Genomic DNA, 18706 nt, shown 5'->3' with positions numbered 1-18706 from the left:
CATGAAAAACCAACGTATCCGTGAGCTAACTATCGGAAATACCACTCTCAGCCTACTTTCCACCTTCCTCACTACCCAATTTGCGTTTGCTCAAACACCAGCCGTCAGCCAGCTTCAGCCTGCCCCCATTATGAGTCGCTGGGAAAAGCAGGTAACCCCCGAAAATGCCTGGCGCGAATACCCGCGCCCGCAATTGGTTCGGAAACAGTGGCAAAACCTGAATGGCTTATGGGAGTATGCCATTACGCCAAAAACAGCCCCGAAGCCAACCCAATTCAGTGGTCAGATTCTGGTTCCGTTCGCCGTTGAATCCACCCTGTCGAAAGTCACGAAATCGCTCTTACCCGACCAACGATTGTGGTATCGTCGCACCATCAGTTTACCACAGGATTGGTCTGGGCAACGGGTAATTCTCCATTTTGGCGCGGTCGATTACGAATGTAATCTGTGGGTCAACGATGGGTTGGTCGGCTCGCATACCGGCGGCTCCGACGCCTTTAGCTTCGACATAACCGATTACCTGAAAGAGGGCTCCAACGAACTGGTGCTGGGTGTAACTGACCCCACCTCAACGGGTGAGCAACCACGCGGGAAACAATTACTTAACCCCAACGGCATCTGGTACACGCCCGTATCGGGTATCTGGCAAACGGTCTGGATGGAGCCAGTTCCCAAACAAACCTATATCGAAGAAGTACGGCTCACCCCCGAACTGGATTCCAGCCGCGTTCGGGTGGAAGTATTGCTCGACAAACCCGCTAATAACTTTACCACAGCAGTTCGGGTAACGGCTTTAGACGGTAATCAGACAGTGGCCTCAACGCTGGTACGCGCTGGACGAGTTGCCTATTTATCGCTGAAAAATCCGAAACTCTGGTCGCCCGACAAGCCATTCCTGTACGATTACCGGGTTGACTTAGTGACCGTTACCGACCCCTTTGGCGATACGCCCCGCAACCGACGCCCACGCCAGGACGAAGCATTACGAACAGCTTACGCCAATGCCACCGTTACAGGGAATCCGCTGGATGTGGTAACAGGCTATTTCGCCATGCGCAAAATTTCGGTTGGACCGGGCCCCATTGCCAACCAACCGGTTTTATTGCTGAACAATAAGTTTGTGTTCCAGAATGGCCCGCTCGATCAGGGCTGGTGGCCGGGTGGTTTGCTGACTCCCCCTTCCGACGAGGGGATGACATTTGAAATCGATTTTCTCAAAAAGTCGGGTTTCAACATGCTTCGCAAGCACATCAAGGTTGAGCCTGAACGGTATTATTACCTCTGCGATAAGTTGGGGATACTGGTCTGGCAGGATATGCCATCGGGTTTTCTGGAAGGACAAAACGAATCGCCCGGCGATCAGTCGGAACCCATACGCCGGTCGAAAGGGAAAGAGCAGTTTGAGCTGGAATTGCGCCGAATGATGAACCGCTTGTACAACCATCCAAGCATCGTAACCTGGGTGGTTCATAACGAAGGCTGGGGCCAATACGATAACAACCGACTGGCCGATTGGGTAAAAGCTATCGATCCAAGCCGGACCGTCAACGCAGCCAGTGGCTGGAACGATCGTGGTGCCGGTGAATTCTATGACATTCATACGTATCAGGAAGAGCCCAACGCACCGGCTGCCAAAGCAAATCGGGTTGTTGTAATTGGTGAGTTTGGTGGTATTGGCTGGCCAGTTCAGGGGCATCTCTGGAATCCGAACATGCGTAACTGGGGCTATCAGACCTATCAATCGGCCGATGTAGTGGAGCAGGCTTATCGGAAGAAATACGCCAAAATCATTGAGTATTACCAAAAGCAGGCTTTATCGGCAGCAGTGTATACGCAGACAACCGATGTGGAAGGTGAAGTTAACGGCCTGCTCACCTACGACCGGGAAGTCATTAAAATTCCCGTTGAAACGCTTCGGCAAATCCACGCGCCGTTGTTTAAGTGAGTATAATCTGTGAGGTTGGGGTTACGAATCCGACCTCACAGATTATCGGTGAATTACCGTTTTTGTCATGCTGACGAAGGAAGCATCTTCGGAAATGACCTTTTATCCTGCCCCGAAGATGCTTCCTTCGTCAGCATGACAGAAAGACCCTAAACCTTACACCATCATGAAACGTAGAACCTTCCTAAACCAGTTGACCAGTGCTTCGGCACTTGCACTCAGTCCTGTAGTCGCTAGCCAGGGCGCTACGTCGCTTTTCGATTACGCGGGGGGCGACGATCTGATGAAGCACAAAATTGCGGATGTCAATTATACAGAGGTTCAACTGAAATGGCCACGTTTCGTAGGGAAAAACGCCCGTCGCGATATACACGGCTACGGCCCCAAAGTGACAGTCTGCACGCTCACCACCGATCAGGGAGCAAAAGGCTGGGGCCAGCCCAACGGTCGGCGGAATGACGAGGTGATTGCTTACATAAAAGGCAAACGAGTTGCCGACTTATTTCAACTAGCCCAGGGCGTTACTGATGCTAAAGCACTGGCCTTCGATGTTCCGCTGCACGATCTGGCGGGTGTTATTCTCAATAAGCCGGTTTACCAACTCATGGGCCAGAAGAAACCCATCCTGACCAAGTGCTATAGCGGCATGATTTACTTCGACGAGCTGGAGCCGAAAGAAGGGAAAGTAGGAACCCTGGCCAATGGATTCGACAAGATTCTGGAAGAATGTAAGCACGATTACGACATGGGCTACCGCCAGTTTAAGCTCAAAATCGGTCGGGGCAATATGTGGATGGAGAAATCGGCTGGTTTGCAGCGCGACATTGAGGTGACCAAACTCGTCGCCAAGACCTTCCCCAACTGCGACATTCTGGTCGATGGCAACGATGGCTTTACGCCCGACAGCCTGATTGCGTACGTAAAAGGCATTGGCGACATTCCCTTGTTCTGGATCGAAGAACCCTTTGCCGAAAACGTAGCCGATTACCGGAAACTGCGGGATTGGTTAACGGCAAATAAGATAAAAACACTACTGGCCGACGGCGAATACGACCCCGACCAAAAGCTCCTTCGCGAACTCGAAACGCAGAAACTAATCGACGTACATATTACCGATATCATGGGATATGGTTTTACACCCTGGCGAAAAATCATGCCCGAATTGCAAAAGATGGGCATTCAGGCTTCACCCCATGCGTTCGGCGAATTACTCAAAACCTACTATACCGCTCATCTGACAGGCGCTTTAGGCAACACCGTCACGATTGAAGGCGTCCCCTGCACCAGCGATGATATTGACTTTGGTGATTACAAACTGGTTGGTGGGCAACTGGTTCCCTCATCGGCTCCAGGCTTCGGCATGAAACTATTGAAAACCACCTAGTACCTTCCGATATGCTTCTTAGCAATTGCTATTTTTTCAGTAGCCCATTATGAACCAACTAGTTACTCTCCTGTTCGCAACCATATCCTTTCTGTGGATTAGCCTATCTACACCAGCAATAGCGCAAACGCCCGGTCCGAAAATGCTCTTTGCCGATAGCACTCACCAAAAGCCAGGTTTTTCGAAAGATCCACATGTAGTCTGGTTCAGGAATCGCTATCTGCTGTATTATTCACTACCGCTCTACAAAGACTCAGCCGGAGCCGAGCATTGGGGCATCGGCATTGCGGAAAGTCATAACCTAATGAACTGGCAGAAAATCGGCGAAATTGTCCCCACAACGGACTATGAGCAAAAAGGGTTATGCGCTCCGGGTGCGCTCATTCGCGATGGGGCCGTGCATTTGTTTTATCAGACTTACGGAAATGGCCGCAACGATGCGATTTGCCATGCCGTTTCGAAAGATGGGATTCATTTTGACCGAAATCCGACCAATCCTATTTTCCGCCCGGCCATCAGTGACTGGTCGTGCGGGCGAGCCATCGACGCGGACGTGATTCAATTTAAAAACCAGTATTTTCTCTATTTCGCGACACGCGATCCAGCCTTTAAAATTCAGCAGTTAGGCGTAGCGGTTGCTCCGGCCAACACGAATTTCAACCGGAGCGACTGGCGCCAGCAGGCGATCAATGGGCCGATTTTAAAACCTGAATTGCCCTGGGAAGGTGCGTGCATTGAAGCCCCATCAGTCATTGAGCGGAATGGTGTACTCTATATGTTTTATGCAGGTGCCTATAACAATTGGCCGCAGCAGGTCGGCATTGCCAAAAGTCAGGACGGATTGCATTGGGAACGGGTCCAGAATGAGCCTTTCCTGAAAAACGGCCAGCCGGGTTCCTGGAATGCCAGCGAATCGGGGCACCCACATATTTTTACCAATCCAGGCGGTAAAACCTACCTATTCTTTCAGGGTAACAACGATAAGGGCAAAAGCTGGTATTTGTCCAACGTACCCGTCAACTGGACTGCTTCAGGGCCAGTTTTGCCGAAATAGACGAAGAACCTGTTTTAACTTTTGTCCTAATCGCTTTTTTGTCATCCCGAGGAACGAGGGATCTTCGGATGAGCTGATTGAATAATCTCCATCCGAAGATCCCTCGTTCCTCGGGATGACAAATACACCCATCGTAGCTTGATTAGAGAAAGTTAAGATAGATTCCTATTTTTTTACAAAAAATAACTAATCATTTAGTTGTAAAACTAATTCATTAGTCATACTTTCGTTCAGTAAAGAAATAGCTGTGAACCTTATGCCGATTCGCGAACTCACCAAGGCTGAAGAAGAAATCATGCGTGTGCTTTGGCAACTCAAAAAGGGCTTTGTCAAAGATGTACTGGCCGAACTACCGGAGCCTAAACCTGCCTATAATACCGTTTCGACCATTATCCGCATCCTGGAAAAAAAGGAACTGGTTGGCTATACGGCCTATGGGAAAACGCATGAGTACTATCCGTTGATTACAGAAGAAGAATATCGCCGTTTTCAGACCGAGCAACTGATGGCAAACTACTTCGATAACTCACTTAAAAAACTGGTGTCGTTTTTCGTAAAAGACAAAAATATCAGCCTGAACGAAGCCGACGAAATCATCAAACTCCTAAACCAGCAGAAAGACCAATGAATACGCTCGACTATTTCCTTAAAGCCAACCTATATGGCCTCCTGTTCGTAGGCTGCTATTGGCTCCTGCTCCGTCGGCATACGTTTTTCAGCCTGAACCGGGCGTATCTACTGGTTTCAGCCCTAATCTCGCTGGTACTGCCACTTGCCAGTTTGCCCATAAGAGCAGTGGAGACACTGCCAGTACCTATGGGCGTGATTGTACTTCCTGTGTCTGCGATAGCAATGCCTGAGGAAACAGGGCCTGACTGGGCCGAAATCGGTTTTGTAGCCTATGGTATTTTTGCTTTGCTACTCATTCTGCGGCTGATTGTCCACGTCGCTCGATTAATGGCCTTTATCCGCCAGTCGAATCAGCATGTGTTCGAAGACTATGTAGTCGTAGAACCAACGAACACAGTCCCAACCTTCTCCTTTTTCCGGTATCTGGTTTTAAATCCAGACGACAAAAACAACTCAGTAATTATCCGTCACGAACTCGTTCATATCCGCCAGTACCACAGCCTTGATGTATTGGGCATGGCATTGTTAAAAGCGGTCTTCTGGGCCTGTCCGGCCTTGTGGTTAATTGACCGCATGCTCCGGCAGGTGCATGAATTCCTGGCCGATAAGGCCATTTCGCAACCAAGCGATTACGCCCATTTTCTGGTTCAGTACACTTTCGGTCAACAACCCGATGCGCTGGTAAACGGCTTTTTCAATCCATCATTGCTTAAGCAACGGATTCTGATGCTCCATCAGAAAGCCACTACGCGCTGGGCGCTGGGCAAATACATATTAATTCTCCCACTAGCGTTAGGGTTGCTGGCTATGACTACAGCCCGCGAGCAGATAACGGATATGGTCAGTCAGGTAACCGACGAGACGATCACCGTTTCAGGACGAGTGACAAACACTGCGGATGGAAAGCCATTGCCGGGAGTGAGTGTTATTCTTAAAAATACCAATGTGGGAACAACAACAGACATAAATGGCAGGTATCGACTGACCAAAATACCAAAAACCGCTTCGTTGGTCTTCAGTTTTGTTGGTTTTGAGACAACCGAGCTAGAGGTAAACGGTCGTTCATCAATCAATGCCAACCTGCGGATACAAAGCAATAAGTTGAATGAAGTGGTTGTCGTTGCCTACGAACCGGTCTCCAAGCCTACTAGCCAAACATATACAACGAACAAAGCCCAAAGCTCCTCTACAAGTAAGGGTGAAATTTTTACCGTTGTCGAGCAGGTGCCTGAATTTCCGGGTGGTATGCAGGCACTAGGTCTGTATCTCGCCCGTAATCTACGCTACCCCAAAGAAGCGCAGCAAAACCGGATACAAGGCCGAGTATTCGTACAGTTTGTTGTTACGCAGGAGGGTGATGTTCAAAACTTGCGTGTGTTGAAAGGAATTGGTGGCGGTTGCGATGAAGAAGCGGTCCGGGTTGTGAGCCAAATGCCCAAATGGAATCCCGGCAGGCAAAATGGAGAGGCTGTAGCGGTACAATACAACCTGCCCATTCAGTTCCAGCTAGAAAAGGTCGAAGATAAACGGACAGGGCAGGTATTAAAATCAGAATCTGATTCGTCACCCAATCGGGTTGCGCTCCACACTGATGTGGTTACTCCTGTACTTCGTTCACCTGACTCAAGCTTTACATTTATGAATGACAATCCAACTGTTCGTATTTCAGGCAATGGATTTCGAACCAGCGAGCCCTTATACATTATCGATGGCGTTGACGTGCAAAAGGAATCAAAGTCGAACGCTACACTACGCTTTAAAACGGTTCAGCAGTTGAATCCACATGACATTGAAAGCATCACTGTATTGAAAGATGCAGCATCCATTGCAGCTTACGGCGAACGGGGTAAAAATGGTGTCATTATCATAACTACGAAAAAGAAATGAATGCCTTTGCTTATCTCCTGACGGCTAGCCTGTTTCTTATCCTGTTCTACAGCTGTTACGCAGTATTACTTCGGCGAAACACCTTTTTTGGATTAAACCGGGCCTATCTACTTCTGTCTGTTGGGCTATCGCTGGCTTTACCCTTTGTCGAGCTTCCCGGCAACCCGCTTGCCTCCCTTCCGACGGGTACGATAACCTTACCGACGTTCGAGGTTGGTCAATCGACTAAAAGCCATTCCTCCTTAACGCTAGCCGATTGGGTCAGTATCGTCTATGCCCTGGGGATACTTATTATGCTTACGCGGTTAGCACTCAATGTATGGGCCGTTTTCCGGCTCATGCGTTTGGGGACGATTGAACGCCGGGCAGCTTATACATTGATTCGGCTTCCTGAAGATTCATCACCATCATTCTCGTTCGGGCCTTATCTGGTTCTGAATCGAACAGATGCGCTTATTAAGCCTGATGCGTTGCTCCGCCACGAGGAAGCTCACATCCGTCAGCGTCATACGGTCGATATACTCGCTCTGGAATTGATACAAGTAGTTTTCTGGTTCAACCCTGTGCTCATTTACTACAAACGTGCCTTACAGGAAGTCCACGAATTTCTGGCCGACCGCGCTGTTCTGAAAACGCCCCAACCCAACTATCCACACCAGTTAGTTGCCTACGCGCTCAACGTATCACCTTCGGCACTTATTACCCCTTTTGTCTCTAAATCAACCCTTAAACAACGCATTATTATGTTACAAAAACCTGCATCGAAACGCCGGGCGTTATTCGGTTATGCATTGGTTCTGCCGTTAGCAGCCTGTCTGCTTATGTGCACACAATCGGAACAAGATATGCCCGTTTCGTCGGCACGAAAACCCGTGAAAGTAGACGGTGAGGTATTTACGGTTGTAGAGCAGCATCCCGAATTTCCAGGGGGCATGGCCAAGCTGGGTGAATACCTGAGCGAAAACCTAAAATACCCGGAAGCGGCTATAAAAGCCAAGGTACAAGGTAAAGTATTTGTCAATTTTGTTGTGACAACTAAAGGCGAAATCACCGACGTAAAAATACTAAGAGGGATCGGCCACGGTGCCGATGAAGAAGCGATTCGGGTGGTTGAGCAAATGCCTAACTGGATACCTGCCCGCCAAAAGGGTAAAGTGGTTAATGTACGGTATAATCTGCCTATAAAATTTCAGTTGGAAGAAGATGACAATGTATCCGCAGTTAATGAGTTTTGGAATGATCTTAAAAAATACAGGAACCTAACTCTGGATAGTCAGCCTGTTAGTGAACAAGTTTTAAGAACAACCATTCAGGAAGCTCAACTTTCTGGAAAGCATATTTCGTTTGCGATTAACAACCAAACAAATACAGTGGCTTTCCAACACGTTGACAATTAGTGAACCAATAAAACCGTATAAGAAATTGGGCTAGTAAGGTACGAAAGCCACGCACCTTATTAGCCCAATTTTATAAAATCAACGAAAAGTCGCCTATTTCAGTCGTTCCTGCAAAATCGTCAGAATTAACTGTTGCGTTTGCTCCAATCTTGCCTGACCACTTTTTAGCTCAGACACATCAGATTTTAACTCTGAAATATCTTTCTCCACCCGATCAAATCGCTCATCTACCCGATCAAATCGGTGATTAACGGTTACTGTTAAATCGGCTACACCTTTGGCAATGGTTTCGATTTGCCGTCCGTGATCAACAGCAAGGGTTTCTAATTGTTCGACGCGTTCTTCCAGGTACATGGTCAAATATACAATTTTATTGGATACACGTACTAAGATGTCAGCAAGAACCAATCGTCATTCCTTATTCTTTTATTAATTTTCGGTTTGCTTTCCCATTCACGGTTTGCACCTCCAGCACATAGAATCCCTTGGGCAACTGGCTAATGTCCAGTGTAGCGTTACGCTGCCGGTCCCGTACAAGCGGTTGCAGAACAGTAGCGCCCGTTAGGGTACGGATTGATAAACGTTCAATGGTTTCGGTACCGGGAAGCTCTACGGTGAGCGTTGTATTGACCGGGTTCGGATAAACCGACAAGGCATCGGCCCAAGCCGGTTCAGTCCCGGTAACCGCCAGTATGTTGAACGTTCGCTCAACGGTAGAAGCAGCCGCATATTGATCATTCCCGTTCTGGAAAGCCTGTACCGTCACCTTACCTACCCCATTGAATTTCAGCGTTGAGCCACTGAGCGTTGCCGGGCCACTTTTCACTAGAAAGCCGACAGTCAGATTCGAGGAACAGGTCGCTTTCAGCACCAGATCACCCTGATTGACATACCGATCCGAAATCGCATCGAATGTAATCGTCTGAGCTGTTTTCTGGGCACGGGCAGCCGTCGTGTACCAGACAGGCCATTTCGCTCCAGTGTATAAAACGGAAGCATTGCCCGAAGCCGCAATTTTATTGGTTGCCAGATTAATGCCCAACACATCGTCGTTGGCCCCTGAAAACACGAGCATATTATCCAGCCGTGAATAGCTCGGGAAGCCCAGATCTTTGTTGTCGTAAATAATGTTTGCCTTGCCGGTACTTAGGTCGACCCCTACCACCTGATAGGTATCGTCGTTCTCGTTGAGGTAATCGAAGGCCAGCACATCAGGCGAATTTTTGGAGAATGAAGGGTTACCAATGCTTTCGCCTGCATCAAGGTTCGTAAAGAGCTTTTCGATTTGTCCCTTGGCGAAATTGCCTGTACTGTTGTTCCAGACATTGATAAAGCCTACGTCCCAATAATCAATATTGGCCCCGGTACTGCTTTTCAAGGCATTATAGGCATCATACACAATGTTTTCTCCCGTAAAATCCCACTCAAACGAATCGGCATACTGAACATCGCCCGTTTGAACGCCCTGTGCCGAAGTCGGATTATAGAGTTGAAACTGTAACCATTGCTGTTTGTCGTAGCTATACACCCAAATTGATCCATCAAGATCAGAGGTCAGAGCTGCCAGTTTCTTGCCATCGCGCGAAATGGCTACGTTATCCCAGATTGTCTCGTTGGAAATGATCGTTTCATTAGGTGTACCTGTCAGGTTAACGGCCCGAATGCGCTTATCGGTCGTAACATAGTAAGCATATTTTCCATCATCGGTAACGCTGGGGCGATGGAGCAACCCTAATGTCGATTTGAGGTCAAATTTGGCGGGCGAAACCCCAACGGTGGTCGAATAAACTTTCGAAGTGCCGGCATCAGCCAGTAAAACCAGATCCTGGCCCGATGCCGCAGGGATATCAGGTTGTTTGCCAGGGTTTGACTGGGTTCCATCAGTAATACCCACTGCGTCGAAGGCATTTTTGGCCGCCGTTACTTCAGCACCATTGGCCCCGTACAAATCGCCAGCGGCTTTAATAACTGCCAAGCGTAAGTCCAGAAACTGAGATGTACGTACCAGGTAGGTTGTCAAAGCCCGGTAGTACACCTGTTCGGCTTTGTCTTTCCCAATGGCCGTGGCGAATTTATAGAACGCAAAATTTGGAATACCGCTATTGGTATGAACGCCACCGTTATCCTCGCTGGTGTTTTCATACTGCGACATGGTAGCGGGCTGGTAGCCATTGGGATCTCTCGTTTTACCACCCTGATTCGGATTCGACAGATCGCGTAGGGCTCCTGAAGGCAACAAGGCAGGGGTGGCTATCTGTTCGCCTATAGTCCAGTTGGCACGGTCGATCATGGCGCCGAAAACATCGGCCATCGACTCATTGATAGCCCCCGACTGACTCTTATACTGCAAATTGGCAGTATTCTGAATAACGCCATGTGTCATTTCGTGTCCAGCCACATCCAGTCCACCAGCCAGTGGTTTCAGCAGTTTCCCGTTACCATATGCCATGAATTTCCCATTCCAATAGGCGTTATCCATCGCTTTTCCATCGTCATCAGGCATATTGACGATGGAAACCATCGTCTCGCCCGTACCACTAAGGGCGTTCCGTTTGAACGTATTCAGGTAATATTCGTAGGCAACTCCTCCGTTATAATGAGCCGAAACAGCCGTAGGGCTCCAGTCGGCGTTGCTGGTGGAGGTAATCTGGTAAAATTTCTGACTACTACCAGACGTATTTCGGGCATCAATCGTCCAGAGTGCCCCAACGGGGCTATCCGGCATTTTCGACGACGCCGATTTAAACATTGCCCGTGATGCATCGATCAGGTAATACGAATTGCCCGACTGCTGGTAGGTTTGAAATGATCGGGTTACGCCATTGAGGTCTTTACCCGCTGCTTTGATTGGCCCCACAAATGAGCAGGTATGGTTGTATTTATCCAGCACATCGCCAGTTTGTGCATCAATCACATATTCCCAGCGTTCGAGCATATTGGGCCGAACGGTCAATGCGTAGGCTAGTTTCGCCGATCCATCAGGCATCGTAAAAATGCAAAGTTCCCCTTCCGACGACTTTAAGTTCAGCAGATTATCCCCAAATGACCGAACAGTCGATGTTTTCCGAACATCCTTAAGCGCCAGATTCGACGCTTCAGCCAGGGCGAATGTAGGCGTTGTAGCTAGCCCTTCGGGCGCTGGCTGATATCGACCGTTGATCGACGTTACTTCGCCATCGGTCAGGTGGGCCACCAGTTCGGCTCCAAGTACCGGGATTCCTCGAAACGTCTGCGCCAGCCGAACGTGAGTTTGGCCAAGCTCATCCGTTTCAGTGCGGGAAATGGTAAAGTTCTCTTCGGGTTTATCGAGCTTCAACAGATCACGAACCTCTCCCATAAACTGAAACGTGACCGACACAGCCGCTGCCGCCGACAGTCGGGCTCCACTTTTCTGGGTAGTATTTGCCCCGAAAACATTCGCCTTTTTGCGCTCAATAAAAACAGGCAGGTTGGTCGTGGTATCCCGAACTACTCGTAGGCGAATGGGTTCAAGCGTCGATGGAGAAACCCCTTTGGCCAACAGCATCTGACCAGCCGAACGATTATTAGGCAGCGGCACAACGGTTGCATTTAGTCGCTGGGCCAGCCCCGCCGTGGGTGCCGAGGTTTTCAATTTGCGGCTAAATCCGGTAGTAGGCTGTTGCGCCATGGATACCCCTGTGGTAAAGAGTGCCAGAGCGAGTAGATGTGGTTTCATTAGGATTTGAGGTTTACAATATGAAGGCTTCGGTGTTCGGCAAATGACCGCATCCCTATTTCCAGGATAATCCCACCGGACACCAAATGCGCAGGCCCAACTTTATTTCAGGCGCAGCGAAGCCGGAATCATGGCCATGAACGAGTCGTAGAACTTCGGGTAATTCTCCGGAACCTTTTTATCGACAGCACCCCAGGTTACTTTGTGACTGACCTTACCTTTTCGCCACTGCACAAACTTGTATAGATTACCCGGCTGGTCGAACTTCGTTGCCTTGATTTTGCAGTTGACTTCGGCTATGGTAAATACCCGTTTGGTATTGGCCGCCGTCTGTTGGCCGATGAAGGTAAACGTAGTGTCGCGCGTCCGACGGCCATAAAGCTTTCCATTTTCCAGCAGGTAATAGGCCGAAGACGCCCCAGTAACCCCTCCTCCACTGCCTACAATAATCTGCCGCCCTTTATAATTGGTGGGTGTGCTGGCCGAAGCGGTTTTACGTACTTGCGGCATCTGATCGGCAGCCGCCCGGATGCCCTGCCCATAAGTATCAGACAGGTTACTCAGTACTGAAAGTGAAAGTAGGGTTAAGAATAGGTATTTCATGAAAAGACTAGGAAGACGAAACAAAAGTATTGAGCTATAGTAGGCTCGACAATACTGCATTTGTATGATTTGTGCAAAACAGCGTATAAGACGGTATATTACCTGGATGAGTCACTTATGGGGGCGTAGGCTGGCCGTAGATCGTCTGGGAGAACGATATCGATTTACCAAATACCCCTCGCTTCACATCGACTCTGAATAGGTTATCAAAATCCCCTGATTCGATCCGGGTCATTGTCGGTTGAGCCCCTAACCCTTTTGCAATTTCCAGAATGGTATTGCTGTGCCCAACAACCAGTAGTTGCTTTCCCCGAATCAGAGTGACCCGGTTCACAATAGCCTCGGTCGGCTTTGCCGGATAATCGATTAGTGGAAGTCCCAGCCGCGTGGCCAAGGGCTGAGCCGTCTGGCGCGTCCGTCGATAGGGCGTTGTAAAGATCGAATCGATGGAAGCATTACCCAGTTGATCCGCTAAGGCAGCCGCGCGAGCATAACCAGCAGGTGTTAAATTCGTCGTATCGGCTTCAGATACCTTTTCGGCATGGCGAACAATGTAAACCGTTGTGGTTGAACAGGCTGTCAGCCCTAAAGAGACAATAAGAGAAAGTACGTATATCAATCGCATAGCACGTAAGGCATGATTTTGAGCAAACAATGATACGAAAAAGCCCCCGGCCATAGGTCGAGGGCTTGGTTGGACTTCGTAAACGGTCAACCTTTACAATTCCCGAATCCAGATATTACGGAAACCAACAGGGTTGTTGTGGTCTTGCAGCAGAATTGGGCCCGCGCCATGTGCCTGAACTTTCGGATACCCAATGTATTCAGTTGTTCCCCGAATAGCGGTATGGTTCTGCACCAGAACGCCGTTGAGCAGCACCGTTACGTAGGCAAATTCGGTCATCATACCCGCCTTGTTGAATTTAGGAGCCTGATAGATAATATCATAGGTTTGCCACTCACCGGGTTTGCGGCTAGGATTCACCAGCGGAATCGCCTGCTTATAGATCGAACCGACCATACCATTTACGTAGGTTGGGTTGTTGTAGTTATCCAGTACCTGTAGCTCATAACGACCTTGCAGGAAAATACCACTGTTACCCCGTCCCTGACTAGTCCCTTCTACTTTTTCGGGTGACTTAAACTCAATATGCAGTTGAAAGTCTGTAAACTCTTTTTTCGAGCGAGCCGAAAAACCTCTGGTCGAGTACATCGCGCCATCTGTTACTGGCCATTTCAGGGGCCCTTCGTTGGTCTTTTCCCAGTTGGCGGGTGCATACCCTTTAATGGCCACCCACTCGTCCGTATTTTTTCCATCGAACAACACAATTGCATCGGATGGAGCGGTTGTTCCCGAAGCATTAGGCGCACTGGTCCCTGGAGTTACGACGGGGGGAACAGGCTCCCAAATCTCGGTTGATTGAGGATTTTGCTTGGCAGGCTCCGTTTGAGCCATAGCCCGACTGGCAACGAAAAGGCTGGCGATTCCGAGGCAGGCCACAAACGATAACGGTACGTTTTTCATGGAAAATGTTTCGAGTTAATGGATTCGTTGTAAAACGGTCAAAGATAAGTCGAACTAATCATTCGCAGTCTTTTAGCCGGAAAAAATGTAACTTTCGCCCTTCAAATCTTATGATAAATCTATGGTAAACCTATCCCTTTCAGCTCGTTTTAGCGGGCTAGTGGGCATTTTATGGGCCCTTGGAGCTGGACTTTCGCTGGGCCAACCGGCTCCGTCACCAGGTATTTCGCTACCCCTCAACGACTTAAGCGCATTTGTATCACCAACTCCCAACTGGCGTATTGTTGGTGGTGTTCGGGCCGATTTAGCCAAAGAAAACAGCCTTGTCACCACAAAAGGCACGGGTATTCTGGCAAACATTCCACTGGCTCACCCAACAGCCGATCCTAAAAATCCGTACAAATATGATCTGTTTACGACCCTGCAACACGGTGATATTGATCTGGAGCTAGAGTATATGATGGCCTCCAAATCCAATTCGGGCGTGTATCTGCAAGGCCGATACGAGATCCAGCTTCGCGATAGCTGGGATGTGCGGGCGCCAAACGTACACGATAATGGGGGCGTTTATGAACGATGGGATGAAAAACGGCCAGAAGGTCAGAAAGGCTACGAAGGCCATGCCGCTCGTCAGAATGTCAGTCGTGCCCCCGGTTTGTGGCAACATCTGAAAATCTCGTTTCAGGCACCCCGGTTCAACGCCAACGGACAAAAAACTGAAAATGCCCGTGTCATTCGGATTGAATTAAACGGCGTGGTGATTCAGGATGATGTTGAGCTGACCGGCCCAACGCGCGGTTCGGCCTTCGATACGGAAAGTGCCATGGGCCCTATCCGTATCCAGGGCGATCATGGTGCCGTAGCCATCCGCAACATCCGCTATGTGATGTACGACAAGCCCCGGCCAGAGCTGTTGAACCTGACGTATTCGGTCTATAAAGGGAAGTTTCAGAAAGAGCCCGAATACGACAAAACAGCCCCTGAATCGGAAGGGGCTACCAAAGTTTTGTCGGCTGCGGTGAGTCGGATTCCGAACGAGTTTCTGATTCGGTATCGGGGTACGCTCCGCGTTTCAGAACCGGGCGAATACCGGTTCAATCTGGGCGTACCGGGTGGTGGTGGTCAAATGAAAATCAACAATCAGGTTGTTGTAGCTCCTGGCGAATGGAATGCCAGCGGCAAAGCGACACTCCCTAAGGGCGACCTGCCGTTTGAGTTGCTCTATTCGAAATTTGTCGACTGGGCTCAACCGGCTCTGGGGTTAACCGTTGCCGGTCCGGGAGTACGGGAATTTGTGATCAGCGAAGGCGCTGGCAGCACTGGCGAAGAAGTTGACCCGATCATCGTTGAAGCGCCAACCAATACCATCCTGCGTAGCTTTATGGATATGCCGGGCGAAAAGAATACGCAGGGCCGCACACTTCGGGTTACCCACGCGATTTCTGTAGGGAGCCCAGAGCAGGTGCATTACACCTATGATCTGGACAAAGGAGCATTGGTACAGGTCTGGCGGGGTGGGTTTCTGGACGCGACGCCCATGTGGCACGATCGGGGTGATGGCTCGTCGCGCCCAAGAGGTATGGTGCAGCGACTGGGTGCTCCCGTGCTTTTCCTGAGCAAGTTATCGTCGCCCCAGGCCAACTGGGTAGCCGATACAACAGGCTCCGGTTTCCGCCCAAAAGGGTATGTCCTTGACGAAAACGACCTACCTACATTCCGGTATCAGAGTTACGGTGCTTCGGTCGATGATAAAATTCGGGTACTTAGCGATGGGCATGGTATCCAGCGTGAGGTGACCGTCACCAACCCTGCCAGCGATTTATATGCCCGGATCATCAGTGGTGCCAGCATCAGTGCCCTCGAAAATGGGATGTATCTGGTCGACGATCAGGCTTATGTTCGCATCGACAACGTAGCGGGCGCTAAACCGGCTATCCGCGAAAGCAACGGTCGGCAGGAGTTGATTGTGCCGGTAAAAGGGAAAGTGACTTACACCATCTTATTTTAATGAATAATTGACAATGAGTATTGCGGGCTGGTTGCTAAAATCCGCTTCCATTATTCATTCTTCAACGATATATCGTCATGAAAAAGATACTGACAACCCTCTTTTCCCTAGGCCTCTTTTCGGTGGCGGTGGCGCAGGAATCGCCCAAGGAAGAGGACTTTTTTAGAATTCTGAAAGTTAGTGCTCCCGAAGGCACGCTGCTCGAAGTGGGTGGCCTGACTACCTTACCCGATGGCAATATTGGGGTAGCTACCCGCCGGGGTGATGTCTGGATCATTGAAAATCCGACCAGCCGAAAGCCTTTTTTCCGCAAGTTCGCTTCAGGTCTGCACGAAATATTGGGACTGACCTACAAGGATGGGGCACTCTATTGTGCACAGCGGGGCGAACTCACCAAAATGATCGACTCAAACAAAGACGGGAAAGCCGACATTTTTGAAACAGTCTACGCCTGGCCACTATCAGGCCATTACCATGAATATAGCTTCGGGCCTAAAATTGCGCCCGATGGCCAGTTTTTCGTAACGGGAAACGTAGCCTTTGGTGATGAAGAATGGTGGCGGGGCGAAAGCCGCGTTCCCTGGCGGGGCTGGACCATGAAAATCAGTGAAAATGGCACCATGCAACCCTGGGCCACGGGCATGCGCTCTCCCTGCGGACTGGGCATTTTTGACGGTGAGCTGTTCTATGCCGATAACCAGGGCGACTGGATGGGCTCGGGAGGTGTTGTGCATGTGAAGAAAGGGGCCTTTGTCGGCCACCCTGCCGGTTTACGCTGGTCGAGCATGGCTAATTCGCCCGTTAAGCTAACTACTGAGCAATTCGATGCCAAGATCGACGAACGCAAACGCCGGGACGAAAACGGTCGGGCCATCAAACCCGAAAACGTGGTGAATGAAACGCCGAATCTGCTCTATCAGATGAAAGAGAAATTCCCCAGTGCCGACATCCAGACCCCTGCGGTTTGGCTGCCTCATGGTATTCTGGGTATCTCAAACTCCGAAATTCTGGAAATTCCGCAGGGTACATTCGGCCCCTTTTCGGGTCAGTTGCTGGTGGGCGATCAGGGCATGAGTAAAATCTCGCGGATATTCATGGAAAAGGTCAATGGCGAATACCAGGGCGGTGCTATCGAGTTTCGGAACGGGTTCCGGTCGGGCGTGTTACGAATGGCCTTTGCCAAAGACGGTTCCCTGTTTGTAGGCGAAACCAACCGGGGCTGGGGATCGGCTGGGGATGCCAACGAAGGTTTACAACGGCTGGTCTGGAATGGTGCTATCCCGTTTGAGATGCGTACCGTAAAAGCCATGCCCGATGGGTTTGAAGTCGAATTTACGAAGCCCGTCGACCGGAAAACAGCCGAAGACCTGGCCTCTTACCGGGTCGAAAGCTTTCTGTACAAATATCACCCGGTTTATGGTAGTCCAACCATCAACAAAGAGGCTTTACCTATCAAAGGGGTAAAAGTATCGGCCGATGGTCTGAAAGCCCGACTCATCGTTGGCGATCTGCGTCGGTATTATATCCACCAGTTGACCCTCGATGGCGTTCGTGGAGCCGAAGGGTCTTACTCACTGGTTCACCCTATTGCGTATTATACACTCAACAACATCCCAGACGGTGAAAAGCTGGCGATGAGCGAAGTAAGTACGAAAAATTCGGCAGCAGCACCCGCAACAGCTCCAGCCCCTGCGCCCGCTACTACCACTCCGGCAGCCGGCAAAAAGGCGCCCGCTAAAGCAACTACCGGCGGCAAACCCAAGTTGGTAGAAGGTCAGGCCGTGACGATGGCGAAAGCTCCTACCTACGAAGAAGTAAAAGGGTTGCTCACGCGGCATACCTGTGTTGCCTGCCATCAGGCCAATAAGCGTCAGGTAGGTCCGGCTTTTGCCGATGTTGCCAAACGCAAATACACCAACGACCAGATTGTGGAGTTGATCTATAATCCGAAGCCTCACAACTGGCCCGACTATGCGACCGAAATGCCACCCATGCCGCAGGTGCCTAAAGCCGACGCGCTGAAAATTGCAGCCTGGATCAACTCCCTTGCTCCTGCGGCTGGCAGTACATCGGCCGGAGAGCCTAAGCCTTAAAAAGGTAGTACACCCACCTGGCTCACTACGTAGTGAGTCAATCTTAAAAGCCGGATTAACGAAGCCTTCTGATTTCGTTAATCCGGCTTTTTTAGGTAAATCCCACAACGTTTTTCAAGCTGGCAAAAACCGGATTTTTCACTTAATTAAGCTACTATTAGCTATTTCACAGACAATTCGCCAGATAATAAAGTTAACAAAGAGCCTTCCTGATAAGTGGTAAATTTATCCATATAAACTTCCTCTATCATGACTATCCAATCTAATATTTCTGGCACAAATTCACCGGCCGGGAAAGCGAATCCATTTCGGTTATACATTAAATGGCTCACCTTCCGACGCCGGTGCCCCACCTGCCAGGATGCCCAGGCGCTGGACCGAACTCCCCGCCCTTTTGTACTCAAGTACCTACTGTTTTTCATTCCGACCCGCACTTATTTCTGCTACAAGTGCCGACACCGAGTGATTCGAATCGGTTAAACA

General features: G+C 49.7%; 14 protein-coding genes. 9 read left to right on the top strand and 5 right to left on the bottom strand.

All coding sequences use genetic code 11. From position 1 onward, the window contains the following. Position 1: 1 nt before the first annotated feature. From B5M13_RS02340 to B5M13_RS02315, 6 genes are all read left to right on the top strand, one after another. Entirely contained in the window at positions 2 to 1945 is a 1944-nt protein-coding gene (locus B5M13_RS02340; protein WP_245859692.1) for a glycoside hydrolase family 2 protein, read from the top strand. 166 nt (positions 1946 to 2111) lie between these two features. Then, positions 2112 to 3329: a mandelate racemase/muconate lactonizing enzyme family protein gene (locus tag B5M13_RS02335; RefSeq protein WP_080054117.1), complete on the top strand. Its 1218-nt coding sequence runs from the start codon at positions 2112 to 2114 to the stop codon at positions 3327 to 3329. A gap of 49 nt (positions 3330 to 3378) precedes the next feature. Then, positions 3379 to 4383: a family 43 glycosylhydrolase gene (locus tag B5M13_RS02330; protein WP_080054116.1), complete on the top strand. Its 1005-nt coding sequence runs from the start codon at positions 3379 to 3381 to the stop codon at positions 4381 to 4383. A 256-nt stretch (positions 4384 to 4639) separates the two neighbouring features. After that, positions 4640 to 5011 carry a BlaI/MecI/CopY family transcriptional regulator gene (locus tag B5M13_RS02325; protein ID WP_020601010.1) on the top strand — a complete coding sequence of 124 codons (372 nt, stop codon included), beginning with the start codon at positions 4640 to 4642 and terminating at the stop codon, positions 5009 to 5011. Beyond that, positions 5008 to 6900, top strand: coding sequence for a M56 family metallopeptidase (locus tag B5M13_RS02320; RefSeq protein WP_080054115.1), 1893 nt, complete (start codon positions 5008 to 5010; stop codon positions 6898 to 6900). Before B5M13_RS02325 ends, B5M13_RS02320 begins: the two co-directional genes overlap by 4 nt. Further along, a complete protein-coding gene (locus B5M13_RS02315; RefSeq protein ID WP_080054114.1) occupies positions 6897 to 8297 on the top strand; it encodes a M56 family metallopeptidase in 1401 nt (466 codons plus the stop codon). Before B5M13_RS02320 ends, B5M13_RS02315 begins: the two co-directional genes overlap by 4 nt. Positions 8298 to 8390: 93 nt before the next feature. Here the strand turns inward: B5M13_RS02315 and B5M13_RS02310 are convergent, their stop codons facing one another. The 5 genes from B5M13_RS02310 to B5M13_RS02290 form a co-directional block, all read right to left on the bottom strand. Then, entirely contained in the window at positions 8391 to 8651 is a 261-nt protein-coding gene (locus B5M13_RS02310; protein WP_080054113.1) for a hypothetical protein, read from the bottom strand. 64 nt (positions 8652 to 8715) lie between these two features. Beyond that, positions 8716 to 11994: a M4 family metallopeptidase gene (locus B5M13_RS02305; protein ID WP_080054112.1), complete on the bottom strand. Its 3279-nt coding sequence runs from the start codon at positions 11992 to 11994 to the stop codon at positions 8716 to 8718. A gap of 102 nt (positions 11995 to 12096) precedes the next feature. Beyond that, positions 12097 to 12597 (bottom strand): FAD-binding oxidoreductase, encoded by a 501-nt coding sequence (locus B5M13_RS02300; protein WP_080054111.1) that lies wholly within the window; start codon positions 12595 to 12597, stop codon positions 12097 to 12099. A gap of 115 nt (positions 12598 to 12712) precedes the next feature. Further along, complete coding sequence (locus B5M13_RS02295) at positions 12713 to 13222, bottom strand: histidine phosphatase family protein (RefSeq protein WP_080059764.1); 510 nt, start codon at positions 13220 to 13222, stop codon at positions 12713 to 12715. A 93-nt stretch (positions 13223 to 13315) separates the two neighbouring features. Continuing rightward, entirely contained in the window at positions 13316 to 14122 is an 807-nt protein-coding gene (locus B5M13_RS02290) for a 3-keto-disaccharide hydrolase (RefSeq protein WP_080054110.1), read from the bottom strand. Positions 14123 to 14243: 121 nt separating this feature from the next. Here B5M13_RS02290 and B5M13_RS02285 point away from each other — a divergent pair, with 121 nt between their 5' ends. From B5M13_RS02285 to B5M13_RS33230, 3 genes are all read left to right on the top strand, one after another. After that, a complete protein-coding gene (locus tag B5M13_RS02285; protein WP_080054109.1) occupies positions 14244 to 16130 on the top strand; it encodes a family 16 glycoside hydrolase in 1887 nt (628 codons plus the stop codon). A gap of 77 nt (positions 16131 to 16207) precedes the next feature. Continuing rightward, positions 16208 to 18223: a c-type cytochrome gene (locus tag B5M13_RS02280; RefSeq protein ID WP_080054108.1), complete on the top strand. Its 2016-nt coding sequence runs from the start codon at positions 16208 to 16210 to the stop codon at positions 18221 to 18223. Between the two features lie 249 nt (positions 18224 to 18472). After that, positions 18473 to 18703 carry a hypothetical protein gene (locus B5M13_RS33230; RefSeq protein ID WP_155297165.1) on the top strand — a complete coding sequence of 77 codons (231 nt, stop codon included), beginning with the start codon at positions 18473 to 18475 and terminating at the stop codon, positions 18701 to 18703. Positions 18704 to 18706: the final 3 nt, after the last annotated feature.

Origin of the sequence: Spirosoma aerolatum (genome assembly GCF_002056795.1) — a bacterium.
Classification (GTDB): Bacteria; Bacteroidota; Bacteroidia; order Cytophagales; family Spirosomataceae; genus Spirosoma; species Spirosoma aerolatum.
This window is presented reverse-complemented; position numbering and strand designations above follow the sequence as displayed.

What these genes read in the sequence shown, in the direction of transcription:
- B5M13_RS02325 (WP_020601010.1), top strand. Translation starts at nt 4,640, where the DNA reads ATGCCGATTCGCGAACTCACCAAGGCTGAAGAAGAAATCATGCGTGTG.
- B5M13_RS02320 (WP_080054115.1), top strand. Translation starts at nt 5,008, where the DNA reads ATGAATACGCTCGACTATTTCCTTAAAGCCAACCTATATGGCCTCCTG.
- B5M13_RS02335 (WP_080054117.1), top strand. Translation starts at nt 2,112, where the DNA reads ATGAAACGTAGAACCTTCCTAAACCAGTTGACCAGTGCTTCGGCACTT.
- B5M13_RS02300 (WP_080054111.1), bottom strand. Translation starts at nt 12,597, where the DNA reads ATGAAATACCTATTCTTAACCCTACTTTCACTTTCAGTACTGAGTAAC.
- B5M13_RS02315 (WP_080054114.1), top strand. Translation starts at nt 6,897, where the DNA reads ATGAATGCCTTTGCTTATCTCCTGACGGCTAGCCTGTTTCTTATCCTG.
- B5M13_RS02295 (WP_080059764.1), bottom strand. Translation starts at nt 13,222, where the DNA reads ATGCGATTGATATACGTACTTTCTCTTATTGTCTCTTTAGGGCTGACA.
- B5M13_RS02290 (WP_080054110.1), bottom strand. Translation starts at nt 14,122, where the DNA reads ATGAAAAACGTACCGTTATCGTTTGTGGCCTGCCTCGGAATCGCCAGC.
- B5M13_RS02330 (WP_080054116.1), top strand. Translation starts at nt 3,379, where the DNA reads ATGAACCAACTAGTTACTCTCCTGTTCGCAACCATATCCTTTCTGTGG.
- B5M13_RS02305 (WP_080054112.1), bottom strand. Translation starts at nt 11,994, where the DNA reads ATGAAACCACATCTACTCGCTCTGGCACTCTTTACCACAGGGGTATCC.
- B5M13_RS02340 (WP_245859692.1), top strand. Translation starts at nt 2, where the DNA reads ATGAAAAACCAACGTATCCGTGAGCTAACTATCGGAAATACCACTCTC.
- B5M13_RS33230 (WP_155297165.1), top strand. Translation starts at nt 18,473, where the DNA reads ATGACTATCCAATCTAATATTTCTGGCACAAATTCACCGGCCGGGAAA.
- B5M13_RS02310 (WP_080054113.1), bottom strand. Translation starts at nt 8,651, where the DNA reads ATGTACCTGGAAGAACGCGTCGAACAATTAGAAACCCTTGCTGTTGAT.
- B5M13_RS02280 (WP_080054108.1), top strand. Translation starts at nt 16,208, where the DNA reads ATGAAAAAGATACTGACAACCCTCTTTTCCCTAGGCCTCTTTTCGGTG.
- B5M13_RS02285 (WP_080054109.1), top strand. Translation starts at nt 14,244, where the DNA reads ATGGTAAACCTATCCCTTTCAGCTCGTTTTAGCGGGCTAGTGGGCATT.